This window comes from Inhella inkyongensis, from assembly GCF_005952805.1.
GTDB classification, from domain to species: domain Bacteria; phylum Pseudomonadota; class Gammaproteobacteria; order Burkholderiales; family Burkholderiaceae_C; genus Inhella; species Inhella inkyongensis.
This window is the reverse complement of record NZ_CP040709.1, coordinates 135,557-152,778: the sequence shown is the minus strand read 5'-3', so window position 1 is coordinate 152,778 and position 17,222 is coordinate 135,557. Positions and strand designations below refer to the sequence as shown.

Here is a 17,222-nt window from a genome sequence, read left to right as displayed (position 1 = left end):
ATCGCGCCCTTTCCCATTGCCGCACCGATTCACCATGTCCGACACCCGCCCCGCCCTGCCCGACCGCCTCTCCGTCGACCCGCAAAGCCCGCACCATGACGCCGCGGTGTGCGAGCAAGAAATCGGCATCCGCTTCAACGACAAGGAGCGCAACGATGTCGAGGAGTACTGCATCAGCGAGGGCTGGGTGAAGGTGCCCGTGGGCCGCAAGGTGGACCGCAAGGGTCGCCCGCTGACGATCAAGCTCAAGGGCAAGGTCGAGGCCTACTACCGCTGAGGCCCCGCTTGATGCCCCGCATCCAAGCCATTGGGGAGACGGACGGGCAGCCGCCTACGCTGGACCAGCCGCGGGCCGATCGCCGTGTGCAAGGAGCGCCCTGGCGCAAGACCTGGGTGCAGCATGAGGCAGGCCCCATGAGCGCCGGCCTGTGGGAGTGCGAAGTGGGGCGCTGGCGAATCGCCTTTGGCCCCACCAAGCAGGAGTACTTCCATGTGTTGCAGGGTCAGGTGCGACTGCACGGTGCCGATGGCACGGTCCAGGACATCGGTCCTGGCCAGGCCGCCGTGATTCCTCCTGGCTTCGAGGGCGAGTTTGAAGTGCGGGAGCCGGTGCGCAAGCACTTCGTGCTGGTGGAGCTCGCGCCCCTCACTTGAAAACGATGGCGCCGTCCTTGATCTGGATTTCCGCCCCCTGGCCCAGCCGGACCTCGCCCTTGGGCGTCTTGACGATGCAAGGGCCCGGCCCGGGGATGGTGGTGGTGGCCGAGGTGTTCTGACGGAACTCCACCGTGTATCGACTGCCGCCGCACATCGCTTCCCACACATAGGTCACGCTGTCGCGGTTGTAGTACTGCACGCTCACGGCGGCCTGCGCGCCCGAGCTTGCCAAGGCCAGAGTGAGGGCCAGTTTCTCGCCGATGTTCATGCTCATCTCCTAGGGAAGCTCACATTTTGTGGCGCCCACGAGGGTGGACTGCGCTAAATTGCCCGCTCGGGCCGGTGCCCGCAAGGGTAGGAGACACGATGCAGGACTTCTCTCCGTTGTGGGCGGCGCTGGCCCTGGTACTGGGTGGCGGCCTGGGCGCCGGTGGCGCGCTGTGGTGGGCCAAACGGCAACGGGCCGACCTCGTGCGACGCATGAACAAGGCCAAAAAGGCCTACCAGACCCTGCACGAACAAAGCGCCATCGAGCGCCAGCAGTTCGCCGAGCTCAAACGCGAACTCAATGAGGCATTGCGCCGTGCGCCGGCGCGCGCCACCGCACCCGCGCCCTTGGCCGAGCCGGCCCCACCGCCCAAGTTCTTCGACAGCTCAATGATGGGCCTGCGACCGGCCAGCGACGACGACAACCACGGTTTTGCCGAGACCCAGATCCAGACGCACGAACGCTGACCTTTGGGTGTTCGGGTTGGGCTGCCACACACTGCGCCCGTCCCCTTCCCCCCTGCCGGCTCAATGCGTCCGCACATTCGTTGTCTTGCTGTCTTTTTCCATCTCGCGCTGGGGGCCCTCGGGCTGGTCAGCCCCGCCCAATCTCAAGTCCTGGCGTTCAGCTTTGACGATGGGCCGCATTTGAGCGCCACGCCACGGCTCAGCCCTGCCGAACGCAATCAGGCCTTGCTGCGCGCGCTGGCGCAGCACGATGTGACGGCGGCCCTGTTCGTGACCTGCGGCAACGGCGCCGATCGGCCCGAAGGCCTGGAACTGGTGCGAGCGTGGAGTGCAGCCGGCCATGCCATCGGCAACCACACCATGAGCCACCCGGACCTGCATGCCAAGCGCGTCAGTCTGGCGCAGTACCAACAAGAAATCCTGGACTGTCAGCGCATCCTGGCGCCGCTGCCCGGCGTCCAGCCCTGGTTTCGCTTCACCTATCTGCGCGAGGGCAACACCCCCGAGAAGCGCGACGGCATGCGCGCGTTTCTGAAGGAGCAAGGCCTGCGCAATGCCTATGTGACGCTGGACAGCAGCGACTGGCGGCTCAATGAGTTGCTGGAGCGTCGCTTGGCCAGCGAGCCTCAGGCCGATCTGGCGCCCATCAAGGCCGCCTACCTCGCACACCTGAGCCAGCGGGCCCAGGCCTACCGTGCGCTCGCGCTGGAGCTCGAGGGCCGTGAGGTCAAGCAGATGCTGCTGCTGCATCACAACCTGATCAACGCTCTTTGGTTGGGTGATGTCATCGCGCAGTTCAAGGCGCAGGGCTGGCGCATTGAAAGCCCCCAGCAGGTCTTTGACGATCCCATTTATGCACGCCAGCCCGAGCGCGCCGCGCCAGGGCAGAGTCTGCTGCTGTCCATTGCTCGCAGCCAGGGTCGGGGGCGCCTTCCGGGATGGGAGCGCTTGGTGGACGACGGCGAATTTGAGATCGAGCAATTGAAGGCACAGGGCATTCAGTAGCGCGGTGGCGTGACGAAATTCCTAGGTGATTGCGCCGAGTGCGGCTACATTTCGCCCTCTGCGCCTGGCGCGTGTCGGATTGACACACCATCGCCGCCAGCCGCCGGGACCTTCGTCTGCCCCCCAAGCAGACCCGCGCCGTGAGGGCGCAAGGCACCCGCAACAGCCGGCCTGCTCAACGCAGCGGCTGCTTTCCCAGGCCCCCCAAGCCTGATTCCCATGAGCCGGCAACAGATCGGCACCAGGTGCTGTGCATTCGTCCTGTGTCAGGCGGCTGTGCGGCCCGCGAGAGTTCATCATCACCACCCCCATTCAGATCGGTAAATACCGCGTCTCCGCCTTTGCGCGTCAATCGGCCAATGGCCGTTTTCTTTCTTCGGTTTCCATCAAGAGCGGCCAGGGTCAGGCCAGCCACGATCGCGTGCTGCGCTTCAGTCCTGAGTTCGACTCCATGCGCCATGCGCTGCGGTTCGCGCAGACTCATGGCCGCGAGCAGGCCTTGCTGCTGATGGCAGGGGCCCGCGTCGGATAAGACCGCGCTAAGACAAGCGCTGCAGCATGGGCTCACCTTCAGGAGAGCCCCATGCCCACCCCATCCCTTGCCCCATCCCGTTCGGTCCGCATCTGGGACGCGCCGCTGCGTCTGATGCACTGGCTGAGTGCCATCTGCTTCTTCGGCGCTTGGCTGACTGCCGAGTCCGACGCCCTGCGACCCCTGCACATCACCCTGGGCCTGAGCCTGGCGGGGCTGATGGTGATGCGCGTGCTCTGGGGCCTGGTTGGAAGCCCGACCGCGCGCTTTGCGCAGTTCGTCAAAGGGCCGCAGGCCGTGCTGGAGCATCTGCAGGCACTGGTCCGGGGGCCGATTGAGCCCCACGCCGGCCACAACCCCGCCGGCGGCTGGGCAACGCTGGCCTTGATCGGCCTGGCCTTGGCCGTGAGCCTGAGCGGGTGGTTCACCTGGCAGGCCGGCGAGTTCTACGAAGACCTGCACGAGGGTCTGGCCACGGCACTGCTGGCCCTGGTGGGTCTGCATGTCGCCGCCGTGCTGTTCACCTCGCTGCGCAGCCGGCGCAACCTGGTGGCCGCCATGGTCACTGGCCAGGCCGAGTTGCCCTCCAAGGCCGGCATTCCAAGCAACCATCGCGCGCTGGCCTGGGGCCTGGGTGCCAGCCTGCTGGCCTTCTGGTTCTGGGCCTTGCAACCCGGCTCGCCGCTGCAGATCGATTCCGGCGACAGCAGCCGGGAGGAGTCCGAACACGGCGAGTTGATGCCACGCAAGGACGGCGCTCTGGCGCGGGTGCAGCATGACAGAGACGCGGACGACTCCGACGACGACGAGGACGACTGACCCCATGCGCATCCTGCTGGCCGAAGACGACGCCCTGCTGGGCGATGGCCTGCGGGCCGGCCTGCAGCAGCATGGCTTTCAGGTGGACTGGGTGCGCGACGGCGCAGCGGCCGAATGCGAGTTGCGCGCCAGCCCCTATGCCGCCGCCGTGCTGGATCTGGGCCTGCCACGCCTGGATGGCTTGGAGGTGCTGGCCCGCGTGCGTGCGGCCGGCTGCACCGTGCCCGTGCTGGTGCTGACGGCGCGCGATGCCATCCCCGATCGGATCCAAGGCTTGGACCTGGGGGCGGACGACTATGTGGTCAAGCCCATTGATCTGCAGGAGCTTGCGGCGCGCTTGCGCGCCCTGGCGCGCCGCGCGCCCAATACCCACGAGCCGGTACTGCACTGGGGCAGCTTGAGCCTGGATCCAGCCCGGCGGCAGGTGACCCTGGACGGTGTCGAGCAGAGCCTGTCGACGCGCGAGTTCGATCTGCTGGCCTTGCTGCTGCGCCACGGAGGCAGGGTGCTCAGCCGTGAACAGTTGGAGCAAGGCCTATACGGATGGGGACAGGAGGTCGACAGCAACGCCATCGAGTTCCATGTCCATCACCTGCGTCGCAAGCTCGGCGCCGCATGGATCGAGACGGTGCGGGGCGTGGGCTATCGCCTGCGCCCGGCCTGAGGCGGCATGCGTCCGGGGTCGCTGCAACGCCGCCTGCTGCTGGGGCTCAGCCTTGGACTCAGCGCGGTGGTCCTGGCGCTTGGGCTGGTCAGCGCCTGGTCTTTGCGCGAAGAACTGGACGAACGGCTGGACGCGCAACTGGCCCAGACGGGCGCCCTGCTGCTGCGCATTGGCGCCCTGCACCGCGACGGACAGGTGCTGCTCGAAGGGGGCTCGCGTGACGAAGCCGACGCGGCGCTGCTGCTGCAGGTGATGCACGCGGACGAACTGGTGCTGCGCTCCCACCAAGCCCCCAGCAGCTTGCTCTGGCCGCAGGCCGACGAAGGCCTGCAGCAGCAGCATTGGCAAGGGCGCAGCTGGCGGGTCTATGCGCGTCGGTCCGGTGAGCTACAGGTCCGGGTGGCCGAGCCGCAACAGCAGCGCTGGCATCTGCTCAGTGAGGCCTTCGAGTCCTGGCCATCGGTCGGGGCGGCGGCACTGGCGATCCTCTTGCTGTTGCTGCACCTCGGGCTGCGGCGCGCCCTGCGTCCCCTGCGCCGGTTGCAGCAGACCTTGGCCGAGCGCCAGCCGGACTCGCTCAGTCCGCTGACCCTGGATGAAGCCCCCACCGAGCTACAGCCGCTGCTCCAGGCGCTCAATAGCCTGCTGCTGCGCATGGCCGGACTGCTCGACAACGAGCGCCACTTCACCGCCGATGCCGCCCACGAACTGCGCACCCCCATTGCCGCGCTGCGGGCGCAGGCGGAAGTGGCGCTGGGTGCGACAGACACGACCGAGCGTCAGCATGCGCTGCAATCCGTGTTGGCCGGCTGCGAGCGGGCCGCCCATGTGGTCGACCAGATGCTGCTGTTGGCACGCCTGGAAGCACAGGCCCAAGTGGTCAAGCAAGAGTTCGACCTGGGTGCCTTGATGCGCGAGGTGGCCGCCGAACTGCTGGGGCCGCATGCCGACCGCGCCGCCGACCTGAGCGTCAATGCGCCGCGGCCCGCACCCGTTCGCGGCGATCCCGGGCTGTGGCGCCTGCTGCTGCGCAATCTGCTGGACAACGCCTTGCGCTACACCGTGGTCGGCCAGCCGGTGCAGGTTCGATGGCGCGAAGGCGCGCTGTGGATCGAGGATGGGGGTGCCGGCCTAAACCCTGAACTGGAGACCCGCCTGGGGCAGCGCTTTGTGCGCGCTGCGGGCGCCAGGGCGAGCGGCAGCGGCCTGGGTTGGTCCATCGTGCAGCGCGCGGCAGCGCTACAGGGTCTGCGCATCGAGCGTCGTCGCAGCGCACTGGGCGGCTTGGCCGTGGGTCTGCTGGGGTCTTGAGAGCGAGCGCAAGATCGGGGCATGAAAACCGATCTGCAGGTCAGCCGCTGGCTGAACACCGAGACCTCGCCCAGCTTGGCGGCCCTGCGCGGCCAGTTGGTGGTTGTGCATGCCTTCCAAATGCTTTGCCCAGCCTGTGTCAGCCATGGTTTGCCGCAAACCCAACGCCTGCACCAGCAACTCCAAGGTCAAGCAGCGCAGGTGCTGGGCTTGCACACGGTGTTCGAGCACCACGAGGCCATGGGCGAAGTGGCGCTGCGAGCCTTCATCCACGAGTACCGACTGACGTTCCCGATTGGCATCGACCGACCGGGCCTGGAGGGCGACCCGATCCCCCAGACCATGCGGGCCTGGGGCTTGCGGGGTACCCCCAGCCTGTTGATCTTTGATGCACAGGGGCGACTCCGGGCACACGAATTCGGTGCGGTGGACGATCTGGCGCTGGGGCTGCTCTTGGGCCAGTTGTTGGGCGAAATGTCCTCTACTTGAGGGGGCCATTACAAACTGTCATAGGGTTTTCACGGAGTTCAGGCATAGTCGCGCCTGAAATTTAAGGAGAAACCCTATGACGACCGCCCACACCACCGCCCGCCTGCCCAACGACCGCCCGCTGCACATCGCCATCCAAGCCGTGGCGTTGACCAGCATGGCCCTGCTGACCCTGGTGACGGTCAGCGCGCTGTTCTAAGTCAGCCCGGGGCTCCGGCGCGGCTGCGCGTCAGAGCCCGAACGACGGCCACCACCGTCGCCACGCCCAGCAACTGCGCGGCCACAAAACCTGGCGCACTGGCCGGGGCAATGCCGGCAAAGCTGTCGCTGAACATGCGCCCGAAGACCGCCGCCGGGTTGGCGAAGAAGGTCGAGGCCGTGAACCAGTAGCCGGCGCCCACGGTGGCCGCCACCAGGCCCGGCGCCTTGGTCGCCGGGGCCCGCAGCACCACCGCCAGCAAGCAGGCGGTGGCGACGAACTCGCTGATGCCCGCGCCAAGACCCCAGCGCGCCTTGGCCGAGAGCTGCCAGATCGGCAGTTCAAACATGGCATGCACCAGCCACACACCCAGGGCCGCACCGGCCAGCTGGGCCGCCACATAGCCCCAAACCGGGCCGTCGAAACGCCGCAAGGCGGCCAGGGTGAGGGTGACGGCCGGATTGAAATGCGCCCCGCTGATGGGGCCCAATAGCTCGATCAGCACCCACAGGCCCAGCACCGTGGCGCTGGTGTTGGCCAGCAAGGCCACGGCAACATTGCCGCCAGCCAGCTGCTGCGCCATCACGCCCGAGCCCACCACCACGGCCAACAGCGCGGCCGTGCCCAAGCCTTCGGCCAGCAGGCGCTGGGCCGTTCTTGCTTCACTCATCGCGCAGCAATCTCCATCAGCGCGGCGCGGCGCTGGGCCGCATCCAAGCGCTCCCAAGGCAAGGCCAGCAGCTGCAGCATGCGGTAACCCAAGGCCTGACGGGTCAGCTCGAAGGCCTGCTCGCGCTCGACCTCGGGGGCGTTCGAGGGGTCCGGGTAGCCCCAGTGCACCTGCACGGGCGCACCCGCTGCGCCAGCGGGCCAGATCGGGCAGGTCTCGGCCGCAGCACTGCCACAGACCGTGATCACCGCGTCCAGGCGCGGGGCTTCGGGGCGGGTGAACTCATCCCAGCTCTTGCTGCGCAAAGCGGCAGTGTCCACGCCGGCTCGCTGCAGCACGGTCAGCGCATGCGGGTTGGTGCGGCCGCTGGGTGCGCTGCCCGCGCTGTGCGCGCGAAAGGGCCGACCGAGCTGCTGGGCCCAGTGGTTGAGCATGGCCTCGGCCAAGGCGCTGCGGGCCGAGTTGTGGGTGCAAAGAATCAGGACGTGATGAAGGTCTTGCATAGGGCAAAGAAAAGATCAGGCGCAACAGGCCGGAGGACAGAGCGGGCGGCACGAGCGCCCACCCAAGAGCTGGCACCAAAAGCTGGCACGCGCGGGATAGCCGGAACCATTGCCAAACAAGCCAATGCGTTGCGGAGCCTGTCCAGCGGGTGCCGCGCGGTAGCTGCGGAACACATGGTCCCAAATCAGCAGCGCCGCGCCGTAGTTGCGATTGGCCTCGGCCGGCAGGGCACTATGGTGCCAGCGGTGCGCCTCGTTGGTGCTGAACAGCACGTTCCAGGGGCCACTGCGCAAATCGGCATTGCTGTGCTGCAACAGCATCACCGGCTGGGTAAAGGCCAGCACGCCCAGCAGCAATTCACCCGGCGCGCCGATCAGTTGCAGGGGCAGCAGCGCGGCAGCAGTGACCAGCACGAGGTTCAGCGGGTGCACGCGGAAGTTGTTCAGCCAATAGAGTCGCTCGCTGCCATGGTGCAGCGCGTGCAGGCGCCACAGCGGCGCCCACTCGTGATGGGCACGGTGCATCGCGTACTTGGCCAGCTCCACCCAGAGCAGGGCTGCCAACCACTGAAGCGCCAGCGGCCCACCTTGCGGCCACAGCGTGCCCAGCACCGGCAGGGCGGCGATACCGGCCGCGGCCAGCAGCGGAAGACCCACCTTCAACAAAGGGTCCACGACCGCCATCACCACCAGCGCACTGGGAGCGTCGATGCGGGTGTCCCGGTCCACGGGGGTGCGCCACCGAGCCTCAAAGGGCCAGCGTCGCTCCAGCGCCCAGCCCAAGGCCAACACGGCCAGGCTCCAGCCCATCACCAGGGCTTCTGTGGGCAGGCCCAGCCTTGGCGCCAGGGCCCAGAGCAGCAGCCCCATCAGGGCAACCAAGGGGTAGAGATGGCGTTGCAAAAGTATCGGCATGGGGCTGGGCATGACGGTGCCTCAATCAGCAGCAGCCGCTGCGCGCCGCGCCCGACGAAGCGGGGGCGCAGCAACCCGACGCAGTGGCCGACTTAGCCGCCGGCGTGGGCGCCGGGCAGCAGGCGGCATCCTGCGGACGCTCACCAAACACCGGGATGTTCTCCAGCGTGTGAAAGTGTTCCCAAGCGATGCCTTGCGGGTCGGTGATCCAGTGCTTGTCGCTGCGGGCATAGCAGCAGGCGGCCTCACCCACATCGGCCAGGGCCAGATCGGCGGCCTGCGCGCGCTCGCGCAGGGCCTGGAGTTCTTCCTCGCTGTCGGTCTGGAAACCCAGGTGGTCCACCCCCGGCGTGCCGCCGCGCTGCGAGATGGCGAAGTTGATGCGCGGGTCGTCCAGCATCCACTTGGCGTAATCGCCTTCAGTGCGCGTAGGGGCGGCGCCAAACAGCTTGGCATAGAAGGCGATGCTGGCTTGCAGATCGCTGACCTGGACATGGACATGGAAGCGCTTCATGGCGGTCTCCTTGAGGGGGAATTACGGACAGCAGCTGCTGGAAGCAGCCGGGGAACAGGTGGCGCTGCCTTGGCAGCAGTTGGCGGTCATGTAACCGAGCAGCCCATTCATGGTGTCGAACTGGGCGCGGTAGATCAGGCTGCGCCCATCACGCTCGGCCGCCACCAAACCGGCGGCGCTGAGCTCTTTCAAGTGAAAGGACAGGGTGGTGGCCGGGATGCCCAGGCCCTCCTGCATCACCCCGGGCGTCAGTCCCTTGGGACCGGCCACCACCAGGGCGCGGAACACCGTGAGCCGCACGCCGTGTGCCAGGGCGGCCAGGGCCTTGATGACTTGTTCTTCGTTCATGAGGCTATTGTTCCAGTATTTTGGAAATATCGCAATATGTAGGGACTTTCTGCGTTGGCTCAAAGTCCGTGCCGCCTGCAGGCCCTAGTCTGGCCACTTCATCAGCCCCGGTATTGCCCCATGATGCTGCCCATGGATTGGTTGCTCACCGCCCCGCGCCACCTCTTCTTCACCGGCAAGGGGGGCGTGGGCAAGACCTCGCTGGCCTGCGCCAGCGCCCTGAAGCTGGCCGATGCCGGGCGACGGGTGCTGCTGGTCAGCACGGACCCCGCCTCCAATCTCGACGAGATGCTGGGCGTGGCGCTGGGGCGCCAGGCTCGCGCGGTGCCCGGCGCGTCCGGCCTCTGGGCCCTGAACATCAACCCCGAGGCCGCCGCCGAGCAATACCGCTTGCGCGTACTGGATCAGGTGCAAGACCCGGCGCAACAGGCGCAGGTACGCGAACAGCTCTCGGGGGCCTGCACCACCGAGATTGCCGCGTTTGACGAATTCGTGGACCTGCTGACTGGCGGCGCGCGGGACTTCGACCATGTGGTGTTCGACACCGCCCCCACCGGCCACACCCTGCGCCTGCTCAGCCTGCCGCAGGCCTGGGCGGGTTTTCTGGCCCAGCATGCCGACGGCGCTTCCTGCCTGGGTCCGCACTCGGGGCTGAAGATGCAGGAGGCGCGCTTCCGGGCCGCGCTGGCCGCCCTGAGCGATGCCGGCCTCACCACCCTGGTGCTGGTGACGCGAGCCGACCCAGCCGCACTGCGCGAGGCCGAGCGCAGTCACCACGAATTACGGGCCCTTGGCCTGCTGCAGCAGCGCTTGGTGGTGAATGGCCTGTTCCAGGCCCAGGACCGCCAGGATGCAGTGGCCTGTGCCTGGCAGTCGGCCGGTGAAGCGGCCTTGGCCTCCCTGCCCCCAGGCTTGGCCAGCTTGCCCTGCGACACCGTGCCCCTGCGGGCGCTGGACCTGGTGGGCCTGCCCGCCCTGCGTGCCCTGCTGGCCGAGGCAGCGCCCACCAGCGCCCCGACCCCCGAGGCCTTGGCGCCGGTCCGCACCGAGGACTGGCCCCCGCTATCCCATCTGGTGGAGCAGTTGGCCCAGCAGTCGCATGGATTGATTCTGGTGATGGGCAAGGGCGGGGTGGGCAAGACCACCCTGGCCGCGGCCCTGGCCCTGGGCCTGGTGGAACGGGGGCATGCGGTGCACCTGTCTACCACCGATCCAGCCGCGCACCTCAGCGACACCCTGGCCGGCGCCCAGCCCCAGGGCCTGCGGGTGGACCGCATCGACCCCAAGGCCGAGACCGAGGCCTACATCCAGAAGGTACTGGCCAGCAAGGGCCGCGGGCGCAGCCCCGCGGAACTGGCCCTGATGGAAGAAGACCTGCGCAGCCCCTGCACGGAGGAGGTGGCGGTGTTCCACTCGTTTTCGCGCGCGGTGGCAGAGGCCCGCCAGGCCTTTGTGGTGCTGGACACCGCGCCCACCGGCCACACCCTGCTGCTGATGGACGCCACCGGTGCCTATCACCGCCAGATGGCCGCAGAACTGGGCGACAGCCGCTTCGTCACCCCGCTGATGCGCCTGCAGGACCCGGCCCACACCCAGGTCATCCTGGTGAGTTTGGCGGAGACCACGCCGGTCAGCGAGGCGGCCGCCCTGCAGCAGGACCTGCGTCGTGCGGGCATTGAGCCCTGGGCCTGGGTGCTCAACCGCACGCTGCTGGGCAGTGGCACCCAGGATCCGCTGCTGCGCCAACGCCAGCAGCAGGAAACCCGCCAGCTGGCACGCGTGGCCGATGGGCTCGCCACCCGCCGCGCCCTGGTGCCCTGGCAGGCCCAGGCGCCGGTCGGGCTGGAGGGCCTGCGGCGGGTGCTGGGGGCTTAGCCCTTCTTCAACGGGCAGGTGCGGATGCCCAGCACCGTGTAGAGCGGGCAAAAACCCAAGGCGGCCGTGGCCAGGGGCACGATGCCGATATAGCCCCAGGCGCCGATAGTGCCGGTGAAGGCCAGGGCCAGCAGGACCAGGCCGATGAGGACGCGCGCGATGCGGTCAATGGAACCGACATTGGCTTGCATGAAAGTCTCCTGTTTCGTGAACGATGACGGCAGCATCGCGCGCCGCGCGCCGCGCTTCAGTGACCGCGGTTACACAGGGTTTGCGCCGGCGCAAAGTCCCTGCAGGGCGGCGGGAGCCAGCAGCTCGATGCGCTCACGACCCAGGCGCAGCCAGCCGGCGCGCTCAAAGCGGCCCAGCAGGCGGCTGACGATCTCGCGCACCGTGCCGAGTTCATCGGCCAATTGCTGGTGGGTGGCCGCCAGCACCGGGCCGCGCGCCAGCAGCAGGGCGGCCAGACGCTGGTCCAGGCGCTGAAAGGCCACCGCCTCGACCACCGCCATCAGCTCGGCCATGCGCTCGGCCAGCAGGCCCATCACATGGCGGCGCAACGCCGGCTCGGCCTCGCAGGCGGCCTCGAAATCGGCGGGGCTGATCAGGCGCAGCGTGGTTTCCTGCAAGGCGTCGCCCTGGGCGGTGGCGCTGCGCCCTGCAAACAGGCAGGTGGCCGAAACCACACAGAGGTCGCCGGGCTCCACGCGGTAGAGCTCCAGCTGTCGACCGTCGGGCGAGGCCAGGCTGACCCGCACGGCGCCGGACTCCACCACCGGAAAGCCCGGGCAGGGTTGGCCGGCGTCGAACAAGCGGGTGCCGGCGGGCACGCGCAGCTGCGATGCGCGCGCCAGCCAGGGCGTCAGGCCCGGCAGCGTGGGTTCGGTCATGGGCTCTCGAATAGGGTCTCGAACAAGCTCGCGATGGGGCTTCAGCGGCCGCACCCGCAGCCGATTGTGGCGGGCCGCAGGGTGCAATCCCTCCGTGCGGGCCTCGTGCGCGGCGCTCAGGCCATGGGCCGCCGCTGACGCTGCCAGGCCTCGATGGCCGGCAGCAAGGCTTCGCGCCGCGCCAGCCCCTGAGCGGGCCAGACGGCGGCGCGGTCCTCGTAGTACTCGGCATAAGCCTTGGCGCCGGGTGGCAAGGTGAGCCAGGACGGCTTGCTGGCGGTGAAGATGTGCACATCGGGCGGGCAGCGCCCGGGTTCGTCCAGCGTGCCCACGCGCACAAAGGCCAGCACCGGCCCAGCCCCGGCGTAATGGCTCCACAGCGCCACCTGGCAGCTGGGGCAGCGATGGATGCGTTGCCCATAGCCGCTGGCACTGGGCGTCAGCACCTCGGCGGTCTGCCCCTGCAGCAGGCGCAGGCGCTCAGTCTCGATCATGGCGTTGATGACGAAGGCCGAGCCTGTCTCGCGCTGGCACCAGCGGCAGTGGCAGCAATGCACCACCATGGGGGATGCATCAAGGGCGTAGCGCACCTGGCCGCAGCCGCAGCGACCGGTGAGGGCGGCGAGCTCGCTCACACCTCGCCCAGATAGTCCTGCTTGCCCAGCGGCACGCCGTTGTGGCGCAGGATGGCGTAGGCCATGCTGCTGTGGAAGTGGAAGTTGGGCCAGGCCCAGCCCATCAGGTACTGGCTGCCCACAAAGGTCAGTTCCTTGCCAGCGACCTTCAGGTGAATGCCCCGGCTCTCGCTGCCGTCCAAAGTCACCAGCGGCACGGACTCGATGTAGGCGATGGTCTTCTTGATGCGTGCCTGCAGGTCTTCAAAACTCTGCTCGTTGTCTTCGTGCTTGGGGGGCTCCTGCCCGGCCAGCCGGGCCACCGCGCCCTTGGCCTGGTCGCAGGCAATTTGCACCTGGCGCGTCAGCGCAAACATGTCCGGATAGAGCCGGGCCTGCAACAAGGCCTGGGGATCGATCTTGTGCGCGGCTGCGTGCTCGGCCGCCTTGCCCAGGATCTTGCTGAGATTGATCAGCCCGTTGATAAAGCGCGGGCTGGTGGCTTGGACCATGGAGATCGACATGGGAGGCTCCCATAACAAGGTGATGTGGATTCAAGCACGCAGCCCGCTGGGGCTTGCAGCGGGGAGACCCGCCCCGCTCCCAATTCGGGCGAAAATGTACAGATTGAGTTTTTTGTACAAATCTGTCATGCACACCCTGCCCCTCAGCGAGTTCCGCGCCCATGTGGCCGCCGCGCTGGACCTGGTCGAACAGGGCCAGACCGTGCGCATCCTGCGGCATGGCAAGCCGGTGGCCGATCTGGTGCCGGTGGCTGCCGCTGCGCGCGATGCCCAACCGGCCTGGAAGCAGGCCATCGAGCCCGCCCACCTGGCGCCGGCCGACGGCAAGACAGTGAGCCAGCACCTGATCGAGGGGCGCGGGGCATGAAGATCCTGCTCGACCCCTCGGCCCTGGTGAAGCGCTACCTGGACGAACCGGGCCGCGCGGCCGTGCAGGCCGCCCTGGCCCAGGCCCACCAAGTCGCCGTGGCCGCACATTGCCGGGCCGAATTGGTGTCCGCCCTGGCGGCTCACCGCGAGGCCCTGCCCGAACCCGAGTTGCAGCGCCTGCTGGGCCTGTTGCAGGCGGACTTCGAGGACTTCGAACGCGTGGCCCTGGACCGTCGCGTTGAGGCCCTGAGCCAGGCCCTGCTGTTGCGCCACAGCCGCCTGCCAGCCAGCGACGCCCTGCACCTGGCCGCCGCTCAAGCCTGCGGCGCCGACCGCCTGATCACCGCCGACCCGCGCCAGGCCGAGGCCGCCCGCGCCGAGGGTCTGGCGACGCAACTGATTGAAGAAAGCTGACCCATGCTCTACCCCACCGAATTCGACGTCATCGTGGTTGGCGGCGGCCATGCCGGCACCGAGGCCGCACTGGCCGCCGCCCGCATGGGCGTGAACACCCTGCTGCTGACGCACAACATCGAGACCCTGGGCCAGATGAGCTGCAACCCCAGCATCGGCGGCATCGGCAAGGGCCATCTGGTCAAGGAAGTGGATGCCCTGGGCGGCGCCATGGCCCTGGCCACCGACGAGGGCGGTATCCAGTTCCGCATCCTCAATGGCAGCAAGGGTCCGGCCGTGCGCGCCACCCGGGCGCAGGCGGATCGCATCCTCTACAAGGCCGCCATCCGCCGGATGCTGGAGAACCAGCCCAACCTGACCCTGTTCCAGCAGGCGGTGGATGACCTGATGGTGGAAGGGGACCGCGTCGTCGGCGCCGTCACGCAATCCGGCATCCGCTTTCGCGCCCGCGCCGTGGTGCTGACGGCCGGCACCTTCCTGGACGGCCGCATCCACATCGGGCTGCAGAACTACCCGGCCGGCCGCGCGGGCGACCCGCCGGCGGTGTCGCTCTCCAGCCGCCTGAAGGAGCTGAAGCTGCCCCAGGGCCGGCTGAAGACCGGCACCCCGCCGCGCATCGACGGCAAGAGCATCGACTTTTCCAAGTGCCAGGAACAGCCTGGCGACGGCATGCCGCAGGCCGATGGGTCCTTGAGCCCGATGCCGGTGTTCAGCTTCGTGGGCAGCAGCGCCATGCACCCGCGCCAGCTACCTTGCTGGATCACCCACACCAACGAGCGCACGCACGAGATCATCCGCAGCGGCTTCGACCGCAGCCCCATGTTCACCGGCGTGATCGAGGGCGTGGGCCCGCGCTACTGCCCCAGCATCGAAGACAAGATCAACCGCTTTGCCGGCAAGGACAGCCACCAGATCTTTCTGGAGCCCGAGGGCCTGACCACCCACGAGTTCTATCCGAACGGCATTTCGACCTCCCTGCCCTTTGACATCCAGCTGGCCGCCGTGCGCTCGATGGTGGGCCTGGAGCACGCCCACATCCTGCGCCCCGGCTACGCCATCGAGTACGACTACTTCGACCCGCGCTCACTCAAGAGCAGCTTCGAGACCAAGTCCATCCAGGGCCTGTTCTTCGCCGGCCAGATCAATGGCACCACCGGCTATGAGGAAGCGGCCGCCCAAGGCCTGTTCGCGGGGGCCAACGCGGCCCTGCAGGTCAAGGGGCTGGAGGCCTGGGTGCCGGAGCGCCACCAGGCCTATCTGGGCGTGCTGGTGGACGACCTGGTGACCCAGGGCGTGACCGAGCCTTACCGCATGTTCACCAGCCGCGCCGAGTTCCGCCTGCAGCTGCGCGAGGACAACGCCGACCTGCGCCTGACCGAAACCGGCCGCCAACTGGGCTTGGTGGACGATGCCCGCTGGGATGCCTTCTGCCGCAAACGCGATGCCCTGGCGCGTGAGCAGGAGCGCTTCAAGAGCAGCTGGGTCAACCCGAACAGCCTGCCTGCTCAAGATGCCGAACGCCTGGTGGGCAAGGCACTGGAGCGTGAATACCGGCTGGCCGATCTGTTGCGCCGCCCCGGTGCAAGCTTCGACGCCGTGGCCGAGGCGGGCAGGATTGGTAAGCCGGGCTTTGATGTTTCACGTGAAACCTTGCAGGCTGAACTGGGGCGCGAGCTGGCTGATGCGGTGATCGAGCAGCTGGAAATCGCCACCAAGTACGCGGGCTACATCGACAAACAACAGGATGAAGTGGCACGCGCCTCGGCCTTTGAGCACCTGAAACTACCCGAAGAACTCGACTACGCCCAGGTCACCGCCCTGTCCATCGAGGCGCGCCAGAAACTGGCCAAGCACCGGCCGGAAACCCTGGGCCAGGCCTCGCGCATCTCGGGCATCACGCCAGCCGCGATCTCCCTGCTGCTGATTCATTTGCGCAAGGGACGCTTCAAAGGCTTCGGCACGGCGGACACTGCGACCTCCCCCGTGCCCGAGGCTTCTGCATGACTGCCGCCCTGTTGATGATCGACCTGCAATGCGGAGCCTTTGATGGCCTGCGTTGCGACCCCATGCCCGATGGGGACCCGCTGCTGGCCAACTGTCGCCAGCTGCTGGATGCCGCCCGGCGGCGGGGGCAGCCCGTGATCTGGGTGCAACATGCCGAAGATCAGGCGGACTCGCCCATGCATCCGCAAGGCCCCGGATTTGCCATCGACCCGCGCCTCGACCCGAAGGCCCATGAGCCCCGAATCATCAAGACCGAGCCCAATGCCTTCAGCCAGCCAGACCTGATGGCCGCGCTTCAGGCAGTGGCTGCCGACCAGGTGGTGTTGGCCGGCTTGCAAAGCGAGGTCTGCGTAAGCGCCACCGCCACCGCCGCCCTGGCCCTGGGCCTGGGTGTGACCGTGGTGCGCGATGGTCACCACACTTGGCCTCACGCTGGCCACAGCGCCACCGAAGTGCGCAAGCGCGTCAACGAAGACCTGGAAGACGCCGGCGCCAAGATGATCAGCACCAAGGACTACTGCGCCGCATGAGCCTGAAAGAAGAACTAGCCCACAGCCTGCAGGCCCTAGACCTGCCTGTGACTGAGGCCCGCCAAGAGCAGTTGTTGGCCTATTTGGCCCTGCTGGGCAAATGGAACAAGGTCTACAACCTGACCGCCGTGCGTGATCCCGAGGCCATGCTGCGCCTGCATCTGGTGGACAGCCTGGCCGCCCTGCCGCCCCTGCTGCGCCATACCCAGGGGCAACCCACACGCCTGATGGATGTGGGCAGCGGCGGCGGCCTGCCGGGCATCGCCTTCGCCATCGCTGCAGCGGAAAGCCTGGAGGTCTGCTGTGTGGACACGGTGGAAAAGAAGGCCCGCTTCATGGCCCAGGTGGGTGCCGAGCTGGGCCTGCACAACCTGCGTGCCGAACACAGCCGGGTGGAGCAGCTGCAGTTGCCGCCCTTCCCCGTCATCACCAGCCGGGCCTTTGCCTCGCTGCTGGATTTCGTGACCTTGACCCGCGCCCTGCTGGCACCCGGCGGGGTATGGATGGCACTCAAGGGCCAGCATCCAGCCGACGAAATCGCCGCGCTGCCTCCCGATGTGGAAGTGTTCCACGTGGAACAACTGTCTGTTCCAGGTCTCGATGCCCAACGCTGCATCGTCTGGATGCGCCTGAAGCCCTGA

At 67.8% G+C, this 17,222-nt stretch carries 26 protein-coding genes; 16 read left to right on the top strand and 10 right to left on the bottom strand.

The features are described from left to right. Window positions 1-34 precede the first annotated feature (34 nt). Both FF090_RS00835 and FF090_RS00830 read left to right on the top strand, forming a co-directional pair. On the top strand, window positions 35-277 hold the full coding sequence (locus FF090_RS00835) for a DUF3297 family protein (protein ID WP_138854926.1): 243 nt from the start codon (window positions 35-37) through the stop codon (window positions 275-277). 11 nt (window positions 278-288) lie between these two features. Next, window positions 289-654 carry a cupin domain-containing protein gene (locus tag FF090_RS00830; protein ID WP_138854925.1) on the top strand — a complete coding sequence of 122 codons (366 nt, stop codon included), beginning with the start codon at window positions 289-291 and terminating at the stop codon, window positions 652-654. Here the strand turns inward: FF090_RS00830 and FF090_RS00825 are convergent. Continuing rightward, on the bottom strand, window positions 647-925 hold the full coding sequence (locus tag FF090_RS00825; protein WP_217503008.1) for a hypothetical protein: 279 nt from the start codon (window positions 923-925) through the stop codon (window positions 647-649). The two genes, FF090_RS00830 and FF090_RS00825, sit on opposite strands and share 8 nt — an antisense overlap. Window positions 926-1,023: 98 nt before the next feature. Between FF090_RS00825 and FF090_RS00820 the strand changes: the two genes are divergently transcribed. The 8 genes from FF090_RS00820 to FF090_RS19670 all read left to right on the top strand — a co-directional run bounded on the left by FF090_RS00820 (window position 1,024) and on the right by FF090_RS19670 (window position 6,411). Continuing rightward, on the top strand, window positions 1,024-1,392 hold the full coding sequence (locus FF090_RS00820) for a hypothetical protein (protein ID WP_138854923.1): 369 nt from the start codon (window positions 1,024-1,026) through the stop codon (window positions 1,390-1,392). 63 nt (window positions 1,393-1,455) lie between these two features. Next, the gene (locus FF090_RS00815; RefSeq protein ID WP_138854922.1) at window positions 1,456-2,397 is read left to right on the top strand and encodes a polysaccharide deacetylase family protein; all 942 of its coding nucleotides are present in this window, start codon (window positions 1,456-1,458) and stop codon (window positions 2,395-2,397) included. Between the two features lie 250 nt (window positions 2,398-2,647). Continuing rightward, window positions 2,648-2,929, top strand: coding sequence for a hypothetical protein (locus FF090_RS00810; RefSeq protein WP_246071479.1), 282 nt, complete (start codon window positions 2,648-2,650; stop codon window positions 2,927-2,929). A gap of 51 nt (window positions 2,930-2,980) precedes the next feature. Continuing rightward, window positions 2,981-3,748: a cytochrome b/b6 domain-containing protein gene (locus tag FF090_RS00805; protein ID WP_138854921.1), complete on the top strand. Its 768-nt coding sequence runs from the start codon at window positions 2,981-2,983 to the stop codon at window positions 3,746-3,748. Window positions 3,749-3,752: 4 nt separating this feature from the next. Next, entirely contained in the window at window positions 3,753-4,412 is a 660-nt protein-coding gene (locus FF090_RS00800) for a response regulator transcription factor (protein WP_138854920.1), read from the top strand. Window positions 4,413-4,418: 6 nt separating this feature from the next. Next, window positions 4,419-5,723 carry a histidine kinase dimerization/phospho-acceptor domain-containing protein gene (locus FF090_RS00795; RefSeq protein ID WP_138854919.1) on the top strand — a complete coding sequence of 435 codons (1,305 nt, stop codon included), beginning with the start codon at window positions 4,419-4,421 and terminating at the stop codon, window positions 5,721-5,723. Between the two features lie 21 nt (window positions 5,724-5,744). Further along, a complete protein-coding gene (locus FF090_RS00790) occupies window positions 5,745-6,212 on the top strand; it encodes a TlpA disulfide reductase family protein (RefSeq protein ID WP_138854918.1) in 468 nt (155 codons plus the stop codon). 76 nt (window positions 6,213-6,288) lie between these two features. Next, window positions 6,289-6,411 carry a hypothetical protein gene (locus FF090_RS19670; RefSeq protein ID WP_259372625.1) on the top strand — a complete coding sequence of 41 codons (123 nt, stop codon included), beginning with the start codon at window positions 6,289-6,291 and terminating at the stop codon, window positions 6,409-6,411. 1 nt (window position 6,412) lies between these two features. On the opposite strand, the gene FF090_RS00785 is transcribed toward FF090_RS19670, so the two are convergent. The 5 genes from FF090_RS00785 to FF090_RS00765 are packed head-to-tail and all read right to left on the bottom strand — an operon-like array spanning window position 6,413 to window position 9,361. Further along, a complete protein-coding gene (locus FF090_RS00785) occupies window positions 6,413-7,081 on the bottom strand; it encodes an aquaporin (RefSeq protein WP_138854917.1) in 669 nt (222 codons plus the stop codon). Further along, the gene (locus FF090_RS00780; RefSeq protein WP_138854916.1) at window positions 7,078-7,584 is read right to left on the bottom strand and encodes an arsenate reductase ArsC; all 507 of its coding nucleotides are present in this window, start codon (window positions 7,582-7,584) and stop codon (window positions 7,078-7,080) included. The genes FF090_RS00785 and FF090_RS00780 overlap by 4 nt, the downstream gene beginning before the upstream one ends. Before the next feature lie 15 nt (window positions 7,585-7,599). Next, window positions 7,600-8,511 carry a sterol desaturase family protein gene (locus tag FF090_RS00775; protein ID WP_138854915.1) on the bottom strand — a complete coding sequence of 304 codons (912 nt, stop codon included), beginning with the start codon at window positions 8,509-8,511 and terminating at the stop codon, window positions 7,600-7,602. Between the two features lie 13 nt (window positions 8,512-8,524). After that, window positions 8,525-9,013 (bottom strand): ArsI/CadI family heavy metal resistance metalloenzyme, encoded by a 489-nt coding sequence (locus tag FF090_RS00770; protein ID WP_138854914.1) that lies wholly within the window; start codon window positions 9,011-9,013, stop codon window positions 8,525-8,527. A 21-nt stretch (window positions 9,014-9,034) separates the two neighbouring features. Then, window positions 9,035-9,361 (bottom strand): ArsR/SmtB family transcription factor, encoded by a 327-nt coding sequence (locus FF090_RS00765; RefSeq protein WP_138854913.1) that lies wholly within the window; start codon window positions 9,359-9,361, stop codon window positions 9,035-9,037. 132 nt (window positions 9,362-9,493) lie between these two features. Here FF090_RS00765 and arsA point away from each other — a divergent pair, with 132 nt between their 5' ends. Further along, window positions 9,494-11,236 (top strand): arsenical pump-driving ATPase, encoded by a 1,743-nt coding sequence (gene arsA, locus FF090_RS00760; RefSeq protein WP_138854912.1) that lies wholly within the window; start codon window positions 9,494-9,496, stop codon window positions 11,234-11,236. Here the strand turns inward: arsA and FF090_RS00755 are convergent. From FF090_RS00755 to FF090_RS00740, 4 genes are all read right to left on the bottom strand, one after another. Continuing rightward, window positions 11,233-11,427 carry a YgaP family membrane protein gene (locus FF090_RS00755; RefSeq protein WP_138854911.1) on the bottom strand — a complete coding sequence of 65 codons (195 nt, stop codon included), beginning with the start codon at window positions 11,425-11,427 and terminating at the stop codon, window positions 11,233-11,235. The genes arsA and FF090_RS00755 overlap by 4 nt on opposite strands. A gap of 69 nt (window positions 11,428-11,496) precedes the next feature. Continuing rightward, on the bottom strand, window positions 11,497-12,126 hold the full coding sequence (locus FF090_RS00750) for a Crp/Fnr family transcriptional regulator (protein ID WP_138854910.1): 630 nt from the start codon (window positions 12,124-12,126) through the stop codon (window positions 11,497-11,499). A gap of 116 nt (window positions 12,127-12,242) precedes the next feature. Continuing rightward, a complete protein-coding gene (locus FF090_RS00745; protein WP_246071478.1) occupies window positions 12,243-12,761 on the bottom strand; it encodes a GFA family protein in 519 nt (172 codons plus the stop codon). After that, window positions 12,758-13,264, bottom strand: a complete 507-nt coding sequence (locus tag FF090_RS00740; protein ID WP_138854909.1) for a DUF1993 domain-containing protein — start codon at window positions 13,262-13,264, stop codon at window positions 12,758-12,760. Before FF090_RS00740 ends, FF090_RS00745 begins: the two co-directional genes overlap by 4 nt. Before the next feature lie 127 nt (window positions 13,265-13,391). Between FF090_RS00740 and FF090_RS19710 the strand changes: the two genes are divergently transcribed. Genes FF090_RS19710 through rsmG form a run of 5 tightly spaced genes read left to right on the top strand, consistent with a single transcriptional unit; the run spans window position 13,392 to window position 17,222 of the window. Continuing rightward, window positions 13,392-13,631: a type II toxin-antitoxin system Phd/YefM family antitoxin gene (locus FF090_RS19710; RefSeq protein WP_310732981.1), complete on the top strand. Its 240-nt coding sequence runs from the start codon at window positions 13,392-13,394 to the stop codon at window positions 13,629-13,631. After that, the gene (locus FF090_RS00730; protein ID WP_138854907.1) at window positions 13,628-14,047 is read left to right on the top strand and encodes a type II toxin-antitoxin system VapC family toxin; all 420 of its coding nucleotides are present in this window, start codon (window positions 13,628-13,630) and stop codon (window positions 14,045-14,047) included. Before FF090_RS19710 ends, FF090_RS00730 begins: the two co-directional genes overlap by 4 nt. A 3-nt stretch (window positions 14,048-14,050) precedes the next feature. Further along, window positions 14,051-16,051 (top strand): tRNA uridine-5-carboxymethylaminomethyl(34) synthesis enzyme MnmG, encoded by a 2,001-nt coding sequence (mnmG, locus tag FF090_RS00725; protein WP_138854906.1) that lies wholly within the window; start codon window positions 14,051-14,053, stop codon window positions 16,049-16,051. After that, on the top strand, window positions 16,048-16,581 hold the full coding sequence (locus FF090_RS00720) for an isochorismatase family protein (protein ID WP_138854905.1): 534 nt from the start codon (window positions 16,048-16,050) through the stop codon (window positions 16,579-16,581). The genes mnmG and FF090_RS00720 overlap by 4 nt, the downstream gene beginning before the upstream one ends. After that, entirely contained in the window at window positions 16,578-17,222 is a 645-nt protein-coding gene (gene rsmG / locus FF090_RS00715) for a 16S rRNA (guanine(527)-N(7))-methyltransferase RsmG (RefSeq protein ID WP_138854904.1), read from the top strand. Before FF090_RS00720 ends, rsmG begins: the two co-directional genes overlap by 4 nt.

Bases quoted from the DNA above. Each gene is read 5' to 3' on its own strand.
- FF090_RS00835 (WP_138854926.1), top strand. From the start codon at position 35: ATGTCCGACACCCGCCCCGCCCTGCCCGACCGCCTCTCCGTCGACCCG.
- FF090_RS00830 (WP_138854925.1), top strand. From the start codon at position 289: ATGCCCCGCATCCAAGCCATTGGGGAGACGGACGGGCAGCCGCCTACG.
- FF090_RS00825 (WP_217503008.1), bottom strand. From the start codon at position 925: ATGAACATCGGCGAGAAACTGGCCCTCACTCTGGCCTTGGCAAGCTCG.
- FF090_RS00820 (WP_138854923.1), top strand. From the start codon at position 1,024: ATGCAGGACTTCTCTCCGTTGTGGGCGGCGCTGGCCCTGGTACTGGGT.
- FF090_RS00815 (WP_138854922.1), top strand. From the start codon at position 1,456: ATGCGTCCGCACATTCGTTGTCTTGCTGTCTTTTTCCATCTCGCGCTG.
- FF090_RS00805 (WP_138854921.1), top strand. From the start codon at position 2,981: ATGCCCACCCCATCCCTTGCCCCATCCCGTTCGGTCCGCATCTGGGAC.
- FF090_RS00800 (WP_138854920.1), top strand. From the start codon at position 3,753: ATGCGCATCCTGCTGGCCGAAGACGACGCCCTGCTGGGCGATGGCCTG.
- FF090_RS00795 (WP_138854919.1), top strand. From the start codon at position 4,419: ATGCGTCCGGGGTCGCTGCAACGCCGCCTGCTGCTGGGGCTCAGCCTT.
- FF090_RS00790 (WP_138854918.1), top strand. From the start codon at position 5,745: ATGAAAACCGATCTGCAGGTCAGCCGCTGGCTGAACACCGAGACCTCG.
- FF090_RS19670 (WP_259372625.1), top strand. From the start codon at position 6,289: ATGACGACCGCCCACACCACCGCCCGCCTGCCCAACGACCGCCCGCTG.
- FF090_RS00785 (WP_138854917.1), bottom strand. From the start codon at position 7,081: ATGAGTGAAGCAAGAACGGCCCAGCGCCTGCTGGCCGAAGGCTTGGGC.
- FF090_RS00780 (WP_138854916.1), bottom strand. From the start codon at position 7,584: ATGCAAGACCTTCATCACGTCCTGATTCTTTGCACCCACAACTCGGCC.
- FF090_RS00775 (WP_138854915.1), bottom strand. From the start codon at position 8,511: ATGCCCAGCCCCATGCCGATACTTTTGCAACGCCATCTCTACCCCTTG.
- FF090_RS00770 (WP_138854914.1), bottom strand. From the start codon at position 9,013: ATGAAGCGCTTCCATGTCCATGTCCAGGTCAGCGATCTGCAAGCCAGC.
- FF090_RS00765 (WP_138854913.1), bottom strand. From the start codon at position 9,361: ATGAACGAAGAACAAGTCATCAAGGCCCTGGCCGCCCTGGCACACGGC.
- arsA (WP_138854912.1), top strand. From the start codon at position 9,494: ATGGATTGGTTGCTCACCGCCCCGCGCCACCTCTTCTTCACCGGCAAG.
- FF090_RS00755 (WP_138854911.1), bottom strand. From the start codon at position 11,427: ATGCAAGCCAATGTCGGTTCCATTGACCGCATCGCGCGCGTCCTCATC.
- FF090_RS00750 (WP_138854910.1), bottom strand. From the start codon at position 12,126: ATGACCGAACCCACGCTGCCGGGCCTGACGCCCTGGCTGGCGCGCGCA.
- FF090_RS00740 (WP_138854909.1), bottom strand. From the start codon at position 13,264: ATGTCGATCTCCATGGTCCAAGCCACCAGCCCGCGCTTTATCAACGGG.
- FF090_RS19710 (WP_310732981.1), top strand. From the start codon at position 13,392: ATGCACACCCTGCCCCTCAGCGAGTTCCGCGCCCATGTGGCCGCCGCG.
- FF090_RS00730 (WP_138854907.1), top strand. From the start codon at position 13,628: ATGAAGATCCTGCTCGACCCCTCGGCCCTGGTGAAGCGCTACCTGGAC.
- mnmG (WP_138854906.1), top strand. From the start codon at position 14,051: ATGCTCTACCCCACCGAATTCGACGTCATCGTGGTTGGCGGCGGCCAT.
- FF090_RS00720 (WP_138854905.1), top strand. From the start codon at position 16,048: ATGACTGCCGCCCTGTTGATGATCGACCTGCAATGCGGAGCCTTTGAT.
- rsmG (WP_138854904.1), top strand. From the start codon at position 16,578: ATGAGCCTGAAAGAAGAACTAGCCCACAGCCTGCAGGCCCTAGACCTG.